The sequence below is a fragment of the Plesiomonas sp. genome (genome assembly GCF_051652165.1).
Lineage (GTDB): Bacteria > Pseudomonadota > Gammaproteobacteria > Enterobacterales > CAMTGL01 > Plesiomonas.
The window spans coordinates 72,716-88,767 of the sequence record NZ_JBOFTR010000017.1 but is presented as its reverse complement, the minus strand read 5'-3'; the positions used below and the strand labels follow the sequence as shown (position 1 = coordinate 88,767).

The window sequence follows — 16,052 nt, the reverse complement described above, 5'->3', positions numbered from 1 at the left end:
GGCTTTTTATACTTGTTATTGCACCAATAGCCTACCGTGATACTAACAGCCCGTAATAGCATCGACGGTCAGAACGTGAGCCACTTTTTCGAGCATGCGCAAGGTAGCATTTTGGTCATCATCACACGCGGCGATGCAGCAATCACTGACCACTGTACAGATAAAATCTTGATCGTGCGCTTCACGTACTGTGCTTTGCACAACTAAATCAGTCGCACAACCTGCCATAACCAATTGGGTAATTCCTGCAGCCCGTAACCGCAATGCCAAGTCAGTACCATACCATGCACTCACACGGTGTTTGGTGATCACATCTTCCCCTGCTTGCGGCGCAAACGCTGGATAAAACTCTCCGCCCCAACTGCCATCTTGGAATGCACCGGCTTTTGCTGCACCAGCGAATAAAGGTGAGTTAGTGTTTACTTCGCGATAATCAGCAGAAAAAGCAACCCGTACATGTATCACTTTCCACTGCTGTGCCCGTGCATGATGTAAAAGCGTAGCGATATGCTGCAAAGAGTGGTGTTGGTGCGCAAACTCAGCATAACCTCGTGCGGCTGATTTGCCCTGCGGGTCAATAGTTTCGTTCATAAAATCGAGCAGTAATAGCGCAATTTTTGGGGTCGCATGGTGGTTATCTTGGCAGCATGATACAGACATGGGTTTACCTTATTTATTCTAGAAATAGTGACAGAGATAAAAGAAAAAGTATGCGCTAGAGCCCTCTCTCCTTCAAGAAAATCACGGGGTAATCTTGTGTGCAGTTGCGTCAATGGCAGCATAGGCGACATAACGTGGAAAACGTTATACTGGCCTTCATAGAAAAACGAGAGGCAAAATGAGCCAGTATGAAAACAGAATCAGAAGGGGTTACACCATGAATCAGGATTATGGGCGCTGGGTAAAACTGGCTGCCTTATGTTCTACCTTAGTGGCCACCTTGCTGCTATTGGTAAAAATAGTGGCATGGTGGAAAACCGGTGCTGTCAGCCTATTGGCTTCGGTGGTTGATTCGCTCCTGGATATTGCTGCGTCATTAACTAACCTATTGGTGATCCGTTACTCGTTGCAACCACCAGATGAAGATCACCGATTTGGCCACGGTAAAGCTGAGTCACTGGCGGCATTGGCACAAAGTGCCTTTGTCTGTGGGTCGGCATTTTTCCTGCTATTACAAGGGGTAGAGCGCCTAATCAAGCCACAACCTATGGACGATCTGAGTCTAGGGGTTGCGGTGACCTTATTTGCACTATTAGTCACTTTAATGCTACTGATTTTTCAGCGTTACGTCGTACGCCGTACCGATAGCCAAGCCATTAAAGCTGACATGCTGCATTATCAAAGTGATCTACTGATGAACGGCGCGATTTTGCTGGCGCTGGGTTTAAGCTGGTGGGGCTGGGGTAAAGCTGATGCGCTGTTTGCAATCGGCATTGGTTGCTACATTTTAGTCAGTGCATTTTACATGGCATATCAGGCAGTGCAGTCATTAATGGATCAAGCATTGCCTGTTGCAGAGCGTGAGCAAATTTTACAAAAAGTGCGGTCTACTGCGGGTGTCATGGGGGTGCATCAGTTACGTACTCGCCGTGCTGGGCCTACACGCTTTATTCAATTGCATCTTGAGTTAGATGATGCCTTGCCGCTGGTTGATGCGCATAGGATTGCTGACGGGCTGGAAAAAGATCTGATCGCGATGTTTCCCGGTGCCGATGTGATGATTCACCAAGATCCTGTTTCTGCTGTACCTGAAGAGATGAAAGACAGTGCACAAGGCCAAACCGTTTCAGGATGAAAAATCAGCTATGGTAGGTTGATGAGACATAAAACGTTAAGCTGAATGGAGTAAGCTTGGCGATCTTGTCTGCCCAGTAGGTGAGATGAGTTACTGTGATGAGCATCAACGTAGTTTTTTGTCAAAATTGTAATACTCATCACTTCATTTTATTACTATTAGCGTTACTGGGCGTGAATGAGGGTAGCGTGCCGATTGTTGAGTTGTAATACAGAACAGCAGTGACATTGGGGGATGCCTGTTGTGCTGTACAACGAAAACAATCATTAACTTCGAGAGTCAGAGGGTTGTCATGATCAAAAAGATTGGCGTATTGACCAGCGGTGGTGATGCACCGGGAATGAATGCTGCAATTCGTGGTGTTGTGCGTGCGGCATTAGGCGAAGGATTGGAAGTGTACGGGATCCAAGATGGATATCTGGGTCTGCATCAAAACCGGATTCGTCAACTTGATCGCCAGAGCGTATCAGATGTCATTAACCGTGGTGGTACATTTTTAGGCTCGGCACGCTTTCCAGAGTTCCGTGAAGAGAAGATCCGTCAAGAATCTATCGCCAATTTACATCAGCATGGTATTGATGCGCTGGTGGTTATCGGCGGTGATGGCTCTTACATGGGTGCAAAAAAGCTGACTGAAATGGGTTTCCCGTGTATCGGTCTGCCGGGCACAATTGATAATGACGTAGCTGGTACTGACTATACTATAGGTTATTTTACCGCGTTAGAAACGGTACTCGAAGCGATTGACCGCCTGCGTGACACCTCCTCTTCACACCAGCGTATCTCGATTGTTGAAGTGATGGGTCGTCATTGTGGCGATCTGACACTGGCAGCGGCCATTGCAGGTGGCTGCGAGTTTATCGTTATCCCTGAAGTTGAATTTAACCGTGCTGAACTGGTCGATGAGATCCGTGCCGGTATCAGTAAGGGTAAAAAACATGCCATCGTTGCTATCACTGAGCATATGTGTGATGTGAATGAACTGGCGCGCTTTATCGAAAAAGAGACTCAGCGTGAAACCCGATCCACTATTTTGGGCCATATTCAGCGCGGTGGTGCACCGGTCGCTTACGATCGTATTTTAGCGTCTCGTATGGGGGCGTATGCTGTTGATCTGCTGCAAGAGGGTTACGGTGGCCGTTGTGTTGGCATCCTCAATGAGAAGATGGTACACCACGATATTATTGATGCGATTGAAAATATGAAGCGCCCGTTTAAAGCTGATTGGCTGGCAACGGCAAAAAAACTGTTCTAATGTCAGCGGCAATGCCGTTGCTCACAGACGATGATTTACCGCCTCAGGTTCATGAGTAGGTAAAGCTAAAGGGCTTGTGAACTGTGCGATATAAATGACGCAGGATAAAGATGGTTATGTGAGCATGACGATTATATCAACGCGACTGCATAAATAGTACCGTGTGAATTGCACCCCAAACGTTGGGTATACCAACAAAGTAAGGTGCATTTTTTTATCGTATGCGTATATCCGTACAGAGAGTACACCGAGCTATCAAGGCATTTATTTGGGCGTTATTGGCGGATTAAGTGCCTCACGATTAAGCACACTGGCGCGGTGCAGATAGACCGTTACCGCAGGTGCAGTGGCTAACACCTTCCCCTTATCAAACAGTTGTGCACTGATCTGATGTGAACCTCGGTCAATATTTTTCAATTGTTGCTGAATACTGCGGGTAGGCAGTCCGTTTGGGCTACCATCTAGCAACAGTTGCACTGTTTGGCTCTCAGTGAGTTTGGGAACAACCATCACAGTCACATCAATATCACCACTATTGTTACGAACAGTTTGCTCATCAATTGGCGATAAAATTGCAATTTGGGTTGTTAAGTTGCTGACCTCTTGCGGGTGGATGCGTGGCACACTGGCCGTGCTACTACTGGCAACCGACGCTCGGTTAGGTAGTTTACTGCTTGGCAGTTTGCCAGAGTCATATTTTATCGGCGCACTGGGTGAAATCTCTTTACAGGTCGCCCCTTTAGTTTTGGTGGTACTAAAGTGTGTCGTACCACGAGCGTCTGTCCATGAACAGATCACGCGAGTTTCACTGGCCAGCACCGGTGTGCTTAATAGCAGCAATGTTAAACAAAACAGGCGCATGACGCATTCTCCGCAAATCAAAAAAGTGGGGTTTTAGGCTACCACACAGTATCTCTATAGTTATGCTGCGTGAATGGCGATACCAGATATTCCGTGCATGTCTGAGATTTTGTATGAAGATCTGGTGACACGATAGCGTTACGTTATCGCAATATTCATCATAACGTTAAGGTACGATACTGCAGATTGGCGTTACAACACGTCACGATAATACCGCAATGGTATAGTGTCATCAGTTCAGGTGGTGTACCGCAAGCGTAAAAAAGCCCGCTTGTGAGGCGGGCTGAAAGTTTCCACGGCAACAAAATGAGTTGTTACACGCATGAGCGGTGAAGTTTCCGCCAGTGTTTTATTTTTCGATAGGCTAAATGCAAGTTTAGCAGCAAGAAAAACTTAAACGCTGTAGTACATTTCAAACTCAACAGGATGCGGCATCATGCGCACACGGTCGATATCCGCGCGTTTCAACTCAATATAAGAATCGATAAAGTCATCAGTAAATACACCACCACGGGTTAAGAACTCGCGGTTTTCGTTAAGTGCTTGCATTGCTTCTTCCAGAGAACCGGCAACAGTTGGGATCTCAGCCGCTTCTTCCGGTGGCAGATCGTACAGGTTTTTATCCATGGCATCGCCAGGATGAATTTTGTTGATGATGCCATCAAGACCGGCCATCAACTGGGCAGCAAACGCCAAGTATGGGTTAGCACCTGGATCTGGGAAGCGCACCTCAATACGGCGAGCTTTCGGGCTGGCAACCACTGGAATACGGATAGAGGCCGAGCGGTTACGGGCAGAGTATGCCAGCATAACTGGCGCTTCATAACCTGGCACCAAACGCTTGTAGGAGTTAGTGGTTGGGTTAGCAAAAGCGTTGATGGCTTTTGCATGCTTGATGATACCGCCGATGTAGTACAGTGCCATTTCAGACAAACCGGCATACTTATCACCTGAGAACAGGTTTACGCCATTTTTTGCTAAAGACTGGTGGCAATGCATGCCTGAGCCATTATCACCGTACAGAGGTTTAGGCATAAAGGTTGCAGTTTTACCGTATGCATGCGCAACGTTGTGCACCACATATTTATAAATCTGAATTTCGTCTGCTTTGATGGTCATGGTGTTGAAGCGGGTAGCCACTTCGTTTTGGCCAGCAGTGGCCACTTCATGGTGGTGTGCTTCAACCACTAAGCCCATCTCCTCCATCACCAAACACATGGCAGAGCGCAGGTTTTGTGATGAATCAACCGGGGCAACCGGGAAGTAACCGCCTTTGACGGCCGGACGATGGCCTTTGTTGCCACCTTCGTACTCTGTGCCGGTATTCCATGCCGCTTCGATATCATCAAGCTTAAAGAAAGAGCCAGAAATGCCGGTGCTAAAGCGTACATCATCAAACACAAAAAACTCAGGCTCTGGCCCGAATAACACCGTATCAGCAATGCCAGTAGAGCGCAGGAAATCTTCTGCACGTTTGGCGATAGAGCGCGGATCGCGATCATAGCCTTGCATTGTTCCTGGCTCAAGAATATCGCAACGAACGATCAGTGTGCTTTCATCAGTGAACGGATCTATCACAGCAGTGGTTGGATCAGGCATTAAAACCATGTCTGATTCATTAATGCCTTTCCAGCCTTCAATAGAAGAGCCATCAAACATCTTGCCCTCTTCAAAGAAGTCAGCATTGACTTGATGTGCTGGAATTGATACGTGCTGCTCCTTGCCTTTGGTGTCAGTAAAGCGCAGGTCAACGAATTTAACTTCGTGTTCTTGCAGCAGTGCTAATACGTGTTCAGCTGACATGGTGTAACCTCCGATGTTGTCGCAATCATGGTGTTGTCGTGGATGTTTAGTGCACAAACTCACGGATAAATGGGTTGCGTGCGGCTAATGTATACCTGATTTGTTGCTCATTTATATCTGAAACCTAGGCCGCTTCGTGCCTTCATAATGAACTAAGCGAGAAGCATGCCAACTCTAATGGTTCGTGATATTCCCTGTGAAGGAGCAGCATGCCATGTCAAACTGTGGTGTTCAACCCCGTAGTAATGCACTAATATGGTGAGTGGTCGCACTATTTTGGTGCAACGAAGGAATTAATATCCTTCTATATCAAGTTGGTTGTATAATTCATCAGCGAAGTGAGCAGAGGATTCGCCAAGTTTGCCGTTAAAATCATATTGAGATCGATATGTGGCAGCAAAATGATGATTCTTCTGTAATAATGTTCACACTGTAATTGTGTACCTTGTGAAGTGGCTCACGCCCGCAGGCAGGTAAACTTGCCAGCAATGTTTTGCTGTGATCGGTTTAGTCTTTTGCTCAACCTGTGTACAATAGCCGCTAATTTGTTAACCCCCCAGAGACCACATCTGTGATTGAGAATCTGCGTAATATCGCCATCATTGCCCACGTTGACCATGGTAAAACCACCCTGGTTGATAAGCTACTGCAACAATCCGGCACTCTCGGAGAGCGTAATGACGCGACCGAACGTGTAATGGACTCCAACGATCTGGAAAAAGAGCGTGGGATTACCATTCTGGCTAAAAATACTGCTATCGAGTGGAACGGATACCGCATTAACATCGTTGACACCCCAGGTCACGCCGACTTCGGTGGTGAAGTAGAGCGTGTGATGTCGATGGTAGATTCCGTGCTGTTGCTGGTAGATGCAATGGATGGCCCGATGCCACAAACCCGTTTCGTGACCCAAAAAGCATTTGCTTATGGTTTGCGTCCGATTGTGGTTATCAACAAAGTTGACCGTCCGGGTGCACGCCCTGATTGGGTTGTTGATCAGGTCTTTGATCTGTTTGTTAACCTTGGTGCAACGGATGAACAACTCGACTTCCCTATCGTTTATGCTTCAGCACTGAACGGTATTGCAGGTCTGGAAACGGATCAGATGGCAGATGATATGACGCCACTGTTCGAAACTATCGTTAAGCACGTTGAACCTCCAAAAGTTGAGATGGAAGCACCATTCCAGATGCAAATCTCTCAGCTCGATTACAACAACTATGTTGGTGTTATCGGTATCGGCCGTATCAAGCGTGGTTCAGTGAAGCCAAACCAGCAGATTGTTATCATTGATAGCGAAGGCAACCGTCGTAACGGTAAAGTCGGTAAAGTGCTGGGCCACATGGGTCTGCAACGTATTGAAGCTGATGTGTGTGAAGCGGGCGATATCATCGCTATCACCGGTTTAGGTGAACTGAATATCTCTGATACGCTGTGCGATCCAGCAGCAGTTGAAGCTCTGCCAGCACTGACGGTTGATGAGCCTACTGTTACCATGTTCTTCTGTGTAAACACCTCGCCATTCTGTGGCCGCGAAGGTAAGTTTGTGACTTCACGTCAGATCCTTGATCGTCTGCGTAAAGAGCTGGTACACAACGTTGCACTGCGCGTTGAAGAGACAGAAGATCCAGATGCATTCCGTGTATCAGGCCGTGGTGAATTGCACCTGTCTGTTCTGATCGAAAACATGCGTCGTGAAGGTTACGAGCTGGCAGTATCTCGCCCGAAAGTAATTTTCCGTGATATCGATGGCCGTAAACAAGAGCCATTCGAGCAAGTGACTCTGGACATCGAAGAGCAGAACCAAGGTTCTGTGATGGAAGCGATGGGTCTGCGTAAGGGTGAAATGCGCGATATGATCCCTGATGGCAAGGGCCGTATCCGTTTGGATTACATCATCCCTAGCCGTGGCCTGATCGGTTTCCGTACCGACTTCATGACCATGACTTCTGGTACTGGTCTGCTGTACTCCAGCTTCAGCCACTATGATGACGTGCGTCCGGGCGAAATCGGTCAGCGTATCAACGGTGTTCTGATCTCTAACGGTACAGGTAAAGCACTGGCTTATGCCTTGTACAGCCTGCAAGATCGTGGTCGTCTGTTCTTGGGTCACGGTACTGAAGTTTACGAAGGTCAAATCATCGGTATTCACAGCCGTTCTAATGACCTGACTGTAAACTGTCTGCAAGGTAAGAAGCTGACTAACATGCGTGCTTCTGGTACAGACGAAGCGACAACGCTGGTTAGCCCTATCAAGATGACGCTAGAGCAAGCTCTTGAGTTTATTGATGATGACGAACTGGTAGAAGTTACACCACAAAGCGTTCGTATTCGTAAGAAACACCTGACTGAAAACGATCGTAAGCGCGCGCACCGTAAGTAATCCCTGTGGATTAGTGCTTGTGTGCTCGGCTACCTAATATGTCACTATGATATTTTAGGTGATGAGAAAGAGGATGCCTTCGGGTATCCTCTTTTTTTATTTATCACACAAAAAATGAAAGTGAAACTGAGGAGGAAAAGCAGCGTTGCGTTTTTTTAGGATGACAGTGTACTCAGCACCACTTACGTTTAATGAGTAAGAAATGTTAAGCAACGTAATGTTGTTGCGTGCATTATCATTACACAATGTTCTGATAAAATAACAATAGATGAGGGAAAGTGCGATGCAGACAGGGTTGCAGCCGACAATATGGCGGCAAAGTCGGAGTTTTCTCCGCCTATTATTGGCACGTAGCCATGAGAGCCGTTTGACCGTGACAGCCGGTTATCTTGCCTATGTGACACTGCTTTCATTAGTGCCTTTAGTGACGGTCATTTTTTCAGTCTTTACTGCTTTTCCGGTTTTTGTTGGGATCACCGATAAGGTAAAGCATTTTATCTTCAGTAATTTTGTGCCGGCAACCGGTGATGTGGTACAAAATTATCTTGATCAGTTTGTTTCTAATTCGAGCAACATGAGTGCGGTAGGCATTATTGCGTTGGTTGTGACTTCGTTACTGCTTATTTCTGCGGTCGATAAAGCGTTAAATGCAATCTGGCGCAGTAAACATCGCCGCCCGGCGATGGTGTCATTTGCAGTGTATTGGATGATTTTAACGCTTGGCCCACTGCTGGCTGGAACAAGTTTAGTCACTAGCTCCTATTTATTATCACTTAAATTGCTGACAGACACAGGCATTAATGGTGCGTTAGATCGGTTGTTAGTGCTGTTACCGATGATGTTATCTTTGTTGTCATTTTGGCTATTGTACAGTGTGGTGCCGACTGAACGGGTTGCAACACGGCATGCTCTTAGTGGTGCAATTTTTGCCGCACTATTGTTTGAAGTCAGTAAGAAAATTTTTACACTGTATATTACATTTTTCCCATCGTATCAGTTGATTTACGGTGCGATGGCCGTGATCCCTATTTTATTTGTTTGGGTTTATTTAAGCTGGTGTATTGTGTTATTAGGTGCAGAGGTTACGGCAGCATTGGGGGAATGGCAGCAACAAAAGCTAGTGAGCACACTGACCGTAAACCCTGACTCAGAAGGCAAATAAAGGCCAATAGCGTGCCGTTAAATATGTGTTCACCACGGTATAGGGAGTTGTTATGTTTCATTTGTATCCACCTATTCACCCGTTTGCAAGCGGCTTTATGCGCCGTGGAGAACACCAAATCTATGTAGAGCAGGCCGGTAATCCGCAGGGTATTCCGGTGCTGTTTGTACACGGTGGCCCTGGTGCGGGCTGCAATGAACAGAGCCGCCGTTTTTTTGATCCCGCCCGTTTTCATATTATTTTGTTTGATCAACGTGGCTGTGGCCGCTCACTGCCGTATGGCAGTGTGCAGGATAATCATCCACAAGCCTTAATTGATGATATGGAAGCGATCCGTGAATCGCTCGATGTATCACAATGGATGCTGTTTGGCGGTTCGTGGGGCAGTACGTTAAGTTTATTGTATGCGATTGCCCATCCGCAGCATGTCAGTGCAATGGTACTGCGCGGTGTTTTTCTTTCCCGCCAACAAGATTTTGATTGGCTCTACAGCCCGAAGGGCGGTGCCAGTCAGGTGTTTCCTGAGCATTACCAGCAGTTTATTGCACCACTTGGCCATGTTACCGATAGTGAGCAGGTGTTGGAGAGTTACTGGCAACGTCTGAGTTCGGATAATGAGTTAGAGCGCAGTGCCGCAGCAAAAAGCTGGGCGTTGTGGGAGGCGCATTTGATGCAGTTGCTGCCAGACCCAACGGTGTGGGAGCAGATGAGTAATTTGCAGCATGCGGTCGCGCTGGCACGGTTGGAGTGCCACTATTTTCGTGCGGCGACACGCTTGCCTGAGAATTTTATTGTGCAGAATGCGGCAGTATTGCAGGCGATACCGCTGCGTATTGTGCATGGCCGTTACGATATGGTGTGCCCGTTTGAGAATGCATGGCAGCTTTGCCAAGTGTTGCCACAAGCCACCTTGCAGGTAGTGCCAAATGCGGGCCACAGCAGTTTAGAGCCGGGGATTACCGACGGGTTGATTCGGGCACTGCTTAAGCTAACGGAGGCATACCCGCTGTAGTTGCCGATTTGGGTCTTTCAGAAAAAGAGAGTGATTAGGATGATTGGATTGATTCAGCGTGTGCGTGAAGCACGGGTCGAGGTTAACGGGCAAGTGGTGGGGGAGATTGGCCACGGGCTGCTGATTTTGCTGGGTGTGGAAAAAGAGGATGATGAGGCGAAAGCGCGTCGTCTGGTTGATCGGGTGTTGGGTTATCGCATTTTTGATGATGCCGATGGCAAGATGAACCTGAATGTACAGCAAGCCGGTGGCAGTGTGTTGGTGGTTTCCCAATTTACGCTGGCAGCTGATACCCAAAAAGGGATGCGCCCAAGCTTTTCAGCAGCGGCTTTGCCACAACAGGCTGAGGCGTTGTACGACTATTTCAGTGCCTATTGCCGTGAAAAAATCAGCACAGCCCAAGGGCAGTTTGCTGCGGATATGCAAGTTAGCCTACAAAATGATGGCCCAGTGACCTTCTGGTTGCAGGTATAACGGTATATTAGGCCATGTATCTTTCTATTTGGTTGTGCCAGTGCGCGTGGGAATTTTAAGTCGCGTGGATATCAGCAACCTATTTTTCTCTTGATTTTTTAATTGTAAAGAGGGCGACAAGGATGTATCGCTTAAGTACGCCGCTGACAGCAGAAGCTTTGCAGCGTTATTACCATTTTCGCTGGCAGATGTTACGTGAACCACTACGCCAGCCGGTAGGATCAGAACGCGATGGTTATGATGCCTGCGCACATCATCAGATGGTGGTGGATGATCAGGATAATCCGGTGGCGATTGGGCGGGTCTATATCAATGCCGATGATGAGGCAGCGATCCGCTTTATGGCCGTTGATGCTCGTTTACGTGGGCGTGGTTTAGGGACTCTCGTGGCGATGGCACTAGAGTCAGTGGCACGCCAAGAGGGGGCAAAACGGGTCGTGTGTAGTGCCCGTGAAGAGGCTGTGCCTTTTTTTACTCAGCTGGGTTATCAAAATCACGGTGAGATCCAAGCGGGGCTGACAACACCAATACGGCATTTCTTGATGATAAAGCCGCTGCCAGATATGGATGCCATTTTACACCGGCCAGACTGGTGTCAGCAGTTACAGCAGGCGTGGTATCAGTCCATTCCGATCAGTGAAAAAATGGGGGTAAAGATTGTGCAGTACTCCGGCCAGCGTTTTGAAACAACACTGCCGCTGAATGCCAATTTGAATCCGCATGATTCGGTGTTTGCTGGCAGCCTATTTTCACTGGCAACGCTAACCGGTTGGGGGCTAATTTGGTTGCTGCTGCGTGAGCGTAATCTAGGTGGTGAGATTATTTTGGTAGATGCGCATATCCGTTATCCGCAGGCAGTGCGTAACCGTCCGCGGGCGGTGGCGGATCTGAATGATTTAGGTGGTGATCTGGATCGTTTGGCACGCGGACGCAAAGCCCGCGTGCAGATGAAAGTGCGCTTACTGACCGATGAGTCGCAAGGCGCGGTGTTTGTGGGTACTTACATTGTATTGCCTGCTGGTACACATTCAGGAACGCCATTCACTGAACTGCTGCTGTGAACAGATAAGCTATTTGGTGTTGTATCAGAGATACTCACTGTGTTTGCAGGGAGCGCCGATGGCACAGTTTTGATGAGTGGTGCAGCCCATATTCGCGTTAGCCGCTGGCAGTTAACACGGTTATCGAGTTGCAGTTGCAGTGGGTCTGGTGCGGCCATTAGGCTGACCGGTGGCTGTATAAGTGAATAACTACCACGGATCTTCCCTTGCAGTTGATCGCCGCTAAAGGCAGTATTTTGTACCTGTATTTGCCCATTTTGGGCTTGTAGATGCAGTTGTAGATTTTTCAGTACTGTTTGCTGCCCTTCGAGGGCAGCATGTGTAAGCCATTGATTAGGTAAAGATGACAGCGCAGCACTTTCCCATAAACGTGGGGCACTGATGTTGCGTAAGAGAGCTTGGTCAGCTGTGAGTTGCAGCTCTCCGTTGAGGGATTGCCGTACTGCATTCGCTGTACGCAGATTTGCGCGCAAGTGTAGTGTGAGATCTCCCACTCCCCGTAGGGGTAAAGTTTGCCATCCCCACCGTTGTAGGCTGTCGAGTGCTATCTGCTGTCCACTCAGTTGCAGGCTGGCTGGCCAGTTATCACGTTGCAGCAGTGTGCCACTCCCTTCAAGCAAGCCCTTTCCGGTAAATGCACTGAAATCACGTAAGGTGACTGCGCCGTTATCTGCGTGCAGATCAATGGCAACATTACGCATATCTACTTTGTTGACGGTGGCTTCGCGAGCACTAACGCGCAAGTTGCCATACCACAATCCCCACCGTTGCTGTTGTACCAGCTGCAGATTGCTGCCGTTGGCATTGAGGGCCGTGAATTGAAAAGGGTGCAGCGGGTTTGTATCCACCAATAAGTTGTTGTTGAGCTCTAGTTTTACGATGTCGATTTGGCTAAGTGCTGTTGGCAGTGGGCGAGTAAACCCTTGTACCCATTTTATGGGCATCGGGTATTCCACACCGGTGATATTGAGTTGATCCCATTGTAGGCGATGATCAGCCGAACGCCAGTTGCCATAGCCACTAATAAGCCCATTTTCAAAACGGGTACTAAAATCATCAATATTAATGCCCTCAGGCGTAAAGCTAAGGTGCAATGCAGGCTCGCGTAGGTGTAGATCTCCTTGCACCAGATCAGCTGCGTTGATATTCAGTTGACCCTCATGTGATGACCACATGCCTTGGCCGATGTGTAGGTTATGCAGGCTCAGATCAAGATCGTTAACTGACCAATCATTGCCTTCAACCCGTATGCCAATAAGATCAGCGCGTTGTAAGGTCATCTTGGGTAAGATGCGCCAATAGTGAGAAAGTAACGCAGGCAAGCGGTTATCTTGTAGGCGTAGATGTGTAAGCCGTAGCGCATTAATTTTCCATGCCCCTTGTGTGCTGCGCTCGGCTTTGGCTGTGATTTGCCCTTGTAGGATATCAGCACCAAAATCATCAATACTCAGTTTTCCTTGCTGCCAATGGCCCTGTAAAAAGAGGTTATTGAGGCTTAATTCACCTATCTCTAACTGTGGTGATGCGAGTTCAAAGCGGGTATTTTTCCCTAAAAAACGCTGTTGATCAGGGCTAAATGGGGTGATCCCGCCATTCACTGGATGGGCTGTTAAGGGCATGCCGGCAATACGGCTGCTGATAGCCATGTTATCAAGTTGCAGTAGTTGTGCGTATAAAAATGGGCTACTTGCCGGCTGTAGCAGTGCAGGGAGGCGCAACTCTCCTTCTTGTAATTGGATTTTTTGCCAGTGCAGTGGGTGCAATAAGGTTTGTAGATTCAGTGTTAAGGTGATTTGCCGTGCATCAACAATGGCAGTACCACGATGCGCTAAACGTACCTCTTTGAGGTGAATTTGGCGTGGCGATAACAGGTTGTGCTGAATACTCCGCAATGACAATTGATACGGCGTATGGGTGGAAACCCAACGGCTCACCTGCTCTGCGCCAAACGGTGTTTGCAAGAGTACGTAAGCCAATATGCTGGCTAACCCGAGTAAAACAACGAAGGTGGCTAAAAATTTTGTCAGTATCTTCATAATAGGCGATTGATGACAATCCAAAGCGTTATGCACAAGAAGAGTGGTGTTGCATATTGGATTCAATGTGTTGTCTATTCAAAGGGGACATGCCCGCTTTTGTATAGGCATGGGCTAACCGCATTTCAAGCTGAGGAGATGTTCCTAACTGTTGATAGACGTGCTCAAGACAGCGTATCGCCAAGTGTAGCAAGCCTTGTTTGAGGAGCAGATCAGATAAAAATAGGAGTTCTTCAGGTGTGCGCTCTTTGAGTATTTGGTTAAGTAAGGTGAAATTATCAGACATGGACTCTCCGTGTATTTTTTGTGGTAAGAACAGTACTTTTCCATAAGCAACATGTGCTGATTTTATCAACAGTCTGCCTGTTTCTGTTGTAAGTTTCTAGTCTTGCGGCATGTTGTTATTGATTATCTTGAACAGATACACCTGACGCGAAATAGCAGGTTCGTGCTCTGCGCTTAGCTGCTAGCAAGCGCGGTGGGCAGTGAAGAGCGTGCGGCGAGTTGAGTACAAAATATAATGCACTGAGTCATGTACTAAATAGAAATGCGCTTAATAGATCAAGTGAATGATCTATTAAGCGCGTTATAAGGGGGATGCGCTTGCTTAAGGTTATTTAACGGTTTGCTCTTCAGACACCGTTTGCGGCAAGATTAAGTTGAGTGCGATGGCTGTAAACCCTCCAGCCGCAAGACCAGATGAGAGCACTGAGCGCAACCACTCAGGGGCAAATTGCAGAATTTGTGGCTGTTGGGCTACGCCTAAGCCCATAGCCAGTGAAATAGCAATAATCAGCACAGCGCGATGATCGAGCTGTTCACGTGCAATAATTCGTACACCAGCGGCAGCAATTGAGCCAAACATCACAATGGTTGCACCGCCCAGTACCGGTTCGGGAATGCTCAGTACTCCGTTGGCGATTGAAGGAAATAGGCCAAGTAGCGTCAGCATTGCGGCTACGGCATAACCGACATAGCGGCTGGCAACGCCAGTCATTTGAATAACGCCATTGTTCTGGCTAAATGTTGAATTAGGAAAACTATTAAAGATTCCAGCAAGTATAGAATTGACACCATCAGCCAGCACCCCACCTTTAATACGACGGATGTAAATTGGCCCGCTAACAGGTTGTTCAGAGATCTCAGAGGTGGCGGTAATATCACCAATCGCTTCGAGCGAGGTGACTAAAAATACCAGTACCAGCGGCAGCAGTAAGCTCCAATCAACGCTCAGACCATAGTAGAGTGGCGTTGGCAGCATCAGTAATGGCGCATCGTGCGGAACACTCGGTAGCATGTTCAATGCCCATGCCACCAGATAACCGGCACCCATGGCAATCACCAGTGAAGCAACCCGTAAATAGGGGTTACGCTGGCGGTTAAGCAGTACAATCAGCCCGATAACTACACCGGCCAGCAGCAGATTTTTCGGGCTACCAAAACTGCCATCACTGAGCGCGCCAAAACCGCCGCCAATCGAGACTAAACCCACTTGAATCAGCGTCAGGCCAATTAAGGTCACGACAATACCCGAGACCAGTGGGGTAATCACTTTTTGCGCCAGATGCAAAATCCGCGATAACAGCACCTCACTGAATGAGGCCAGAATAATGGTGCCAAATAGCGCCGCCATCATGGTTGGCACATCTGCGCCACCCTGTTTTAAGGCCAGCCCTCCGGCAATAATTGGGCCGAGAAAATTGAAACTGGTGCCTTGAATTGAGAGTAAACCTGAACCCATTGGCCCGACCGTGCGAATAGTCAGAAAAGAGGCGAGGCCTGAAACAAACAGTGACATGCTGATGATGCGCTGGGTATCGGCGACTGGCAGGCCAAGGGCCTGACAAATCAGCAAGGGTGGCGTGATAACGGCCACAAACATCGCCAGTAAGTGCTGACCGGCCGCAAACAGGGTTTGTGGCAACGGCGGGCGATCATCGAGACGATAAACCAGATCGGGGTTATGTCGGGCGGCAGGTGCAGGAGTGGTATCGATGTGTTCCGGTTCGATAGCTTGTGAGCTCATGCTAGATTCCAGTGATCATAAAAGTGAGAAAACAGTGTGATGTATGAAGTCCACAATGATTGATTGTGGTTAGTGCATTAACGCGGGTATGGCTAGATATGGCGCGCATTTTAACGTGATCACCACAAAAAGCAAACGTTTGCCTGTGATCTTGGCGAGATTATCGGTTAGAGAATAGGATTAT

General features: G+C 48.0%; 13 protein-coding genes. 7 read left to right on the top strand and 6 right to left on the bottom strand.

The features are described from left to right. Positions 1 to 42: 42 nt before the first annotated feature. A complete protein-coding gene (locus ACRC53_RS12505; protein WP_438643722.1) occupies positions 43 to 660 on the bottom strand; it encodes a cysteine hydrolase family protein in 618 nt (205 codons plus the stop codon). 217 nt (positions 661 to 877) lie between these two features. Between ACRC53_RS12505 and fieF the strand changes: the two genes are divergently transcribed. After that, the gene (gene fieF / locus ACRC53_RS12500) at positions 878 to 1,795 is read left to right on the top strand and encodes a CDF family cation-efflux transporter FieF (RefSeq protein WP_438643721.1); all 918 of its coding nucleotides are present in this window, start codon (positions 878 to 880) and stop codon (positions 1,793 to 1,795) included. A gap of 292 nt (positions 1,796 to 2,087) precedes the next feature. Beyond that, positions 2,088 to 3,050, top strand: coding sequence for a 6-phosphofructokinase (gene pfkA / locus ACRC53_RS12495; protein WP_438643720.1), 963 nt, complete (start codon positions 2,088 to 2,090; stop codon positions 3,048 to 3,050). 264 nt (positions 3,051 to 3,314) lie between these two features. On the opposite strand, the gene ACRC53_RS12490 is transcribed toward pfkA, so the two are convergent. Together ACRC53_RS12490 and glnA are read right to left on the bottom strand one after the other, a co-directional pair. Next, entirely contained in the window at positions 3,315 to 3,911 is a 597-nt protein-coding gene (locus tag ACRC53_RS12490; protein WP_438643719.1) for a hypothetical protein, read from the bottom strand. 393 nt (positions 3,912 to 4,304) lie between these two features. After that, entirely contained in the window at positions 4,305 to 5,714 is a 1,410-nt protein-coding gene (glnA, locus tag ACRC53_RS12485) for a glutamate--ammonia ligase (RefSeq protein WP_438643718.1), read from the bottom strand. Positions 5,715 to 6,285: 571 nt separating this feature from the next. Here glnA and typA point away from each other — a divergent pair. From typA to fabY, 5 genes are all read left to right on the top strand, one after another. Continuing rightward, positions 6,286 to 8,097 (top strand): translational GTPase TypA, encoded by a 1,812-nt coding sequence (gene typA, locus ACRC53_RS12480; protein WP_438643717.1) that lies wholly within the window; start codon positions 6,286 to 6,288, stop codon positions 8,095 to 8,097. A gap of 283 nt (positions 8,098 to 8,380) precedes the next feature. Next, on the top strand, positions 8,381 to 9,259 hold the full coding sequence (locus ACRC53_RS12475) for a virulence factor BrkB family protein (RefSeq protein WP_438643716.1): 879 nt from the start codon (positions 8,381 to 8,383) through the stop codon (positions 9,257 to 9,259). A gap of 52 nt (positions 9,260 to 9,311) precedes the next feature. After that, positions 9,312 to 10,271: a prolyl aminopeptidase gene (pip, locus tag ACRC53_RS12470; RefSeq protein WP_438643715.1), complete on the top strand. Its 960-nt coding sequence runs from the start codon at positions 9,312 to 9,314 to the stop codon at positions 10,269 to 10,271. A 39-nt stretch (positions 10,272 to 10,310) separates the two neighbouring features. Next, positions 10,311 to 10,745, top strand: a complete 435-nt coding sequence (gene dtd / locus ACRC53_RS12465; protein WP_438643714.1) for a D-aminoacyl-tRNA deacylase — start codon at positions 10,311 to 10,313, stop codon at positions 10,743 to 10,745. 122 nt (positions 10,746 to 10,867) lie between these two features. Beyond that, positions 10,868 to 11,806: a fatty acid biosynthesis protein FabY gene (gene fabY, locus ACRC53_RS12460; protein ID WP_438643713.1), complete on the top strand. Its 939-nt coding sequence runs from the start codon at positions 10,868 to 10,870 to the stop codon at positions 11,804 to 11,806. Here the strand turns inward: fabY and ACRC53_RS12455 are convergent. From ACRC53_RS12455 to ACRC53_RS12445, 3 genes are all read right to left on the bottom strand, one after another. Further along, positions 11,746 to 13,842 (bottom strand): AsmA family protein, encoded by a 2,097-nt coding sequence (locus tag ACRC53_RS12455; RefSeq protein ID WP_438643712.1) that lies wholly within the window; start codon positions 13,840 to 13,842, stop codon positions 11,746 to 11,748. The genes fabY and ACRC53_RS12455 overlap by 61 nt on opposite strands. Before the next feature lie 28 nt (positions 13,843 to 13,870). Further along, a complete protein-coding gene (locus tag ACRC53_RS12450; protein WP_438643711.1) occupies positions 13,871 to 14,128 on the bottom strand; it encodes a hypothetical protein in 258 nt (85 codons plus the stop codon). Positions 14,129 to 14,455: 327 nt separating this feature from the next. Continuing rightward, on the bottom strand, positions 14,456 to 15,868 hold the full coding sequence (locus ACRC53_RS12445) for a uracil-xanthine permease family protein (protein ID WP_438643710.1): 1,413 nt from the start codon (positions 15,866 to 15,868) through the stop codon (positions 14,456 to 14,458). Positions 15,869 to 16,052 lie beyond the last annotated feature (184 nt).

What these genes read in the sequence shown, in the direction of transcription:
- dtd (WP_438643714.1), top strand. Translation starts at nt 10,311, where the DNA reads ATGATTGGATTGATTCAGCGTGTGCGTGAAGCACGGGTCGAGGTTAAC.
- ACRC53_RS12490 (WP_438643719.1), bottom strand. Translation starts at nt 3,911, where the DNA reads ATGCGCCTGTTTTGTTTAACATTGCTGCTATTAAGCACACCGGTGCTG.
- ACRC53_RS12475 (WP_438643716.1), top strand. Translation starts at nt 8,381, where the DNA reads ATGCAGACAGGGTTGCAGCCGACAATATGGCGGCAAAGTCGGAGTTTT.
- ACRC53_RS12450 (WP_438643711.1), bottom strand. Translation starts at nt 14,128, where the DNA reads ATGTCTGATAATTTCACCTTACTTAACCAAATACTCAAAGAGCGCACA.
- ACRC53_RS12505 (WP_438643722.1), bottom strand. Translation starts at nt 660, where the DNA reads ATGTCTGTATCATGCTGCCAAGATAACCACCATGCGACCCCAAAAATT.
- pfkA (WP_438643720.1), top strand. Translation starts at nt 2,088, where the DNA reads ATGATCAAAAAGATTGGCGTATTGACCAGCGGTGGTGATGCACCGGGA.
- fabY (WP_438643713.1), top strand. Translation starts at nt 10,868, where the DNA reads ATGTATCGCTTAAGTACGCCGCTGACAGCAGAAGCTTTGCAGCGTTAT.
- fieF (WP_438643721.1), top strand. Translation starts at nt 878, where the DNA reads ATGAATCAGGATTATGGGCGCTGGGTAAAACTGGCTGCCTTATGTTCT.
- ACRC53_RS12455 (WP_438643712.1), bottom strand. Translation starts at nt 13,842, where the DNA reads ATGAAGATACTGACAAAATTTTTAGCCACCTTCGTTGTTTTACTCGGG.
- glnA (WP_438643718.1), bottom strand. Translation starts at nt 5,714, where the DNA reads ATGTCAGCTGAACACGTATTAGCACTGCTGCAAGAACACGAAGTTAAA.
- ACRC53_RS12445 (WP_438643710.1), bottom strand. Translation starts at nt 15,868, where the DNA reads ATGAGCTCACAAGCTATCGAACCGGAACACATCGATACCACTCCTGCA.
- pip (WP_438643715.1), top strand. Translation starts at nt 9,312, where the DNA reads ATGTTTCATTTGTATCCACCTATTCACCCGTTTGCAAGCGGCTTTATG.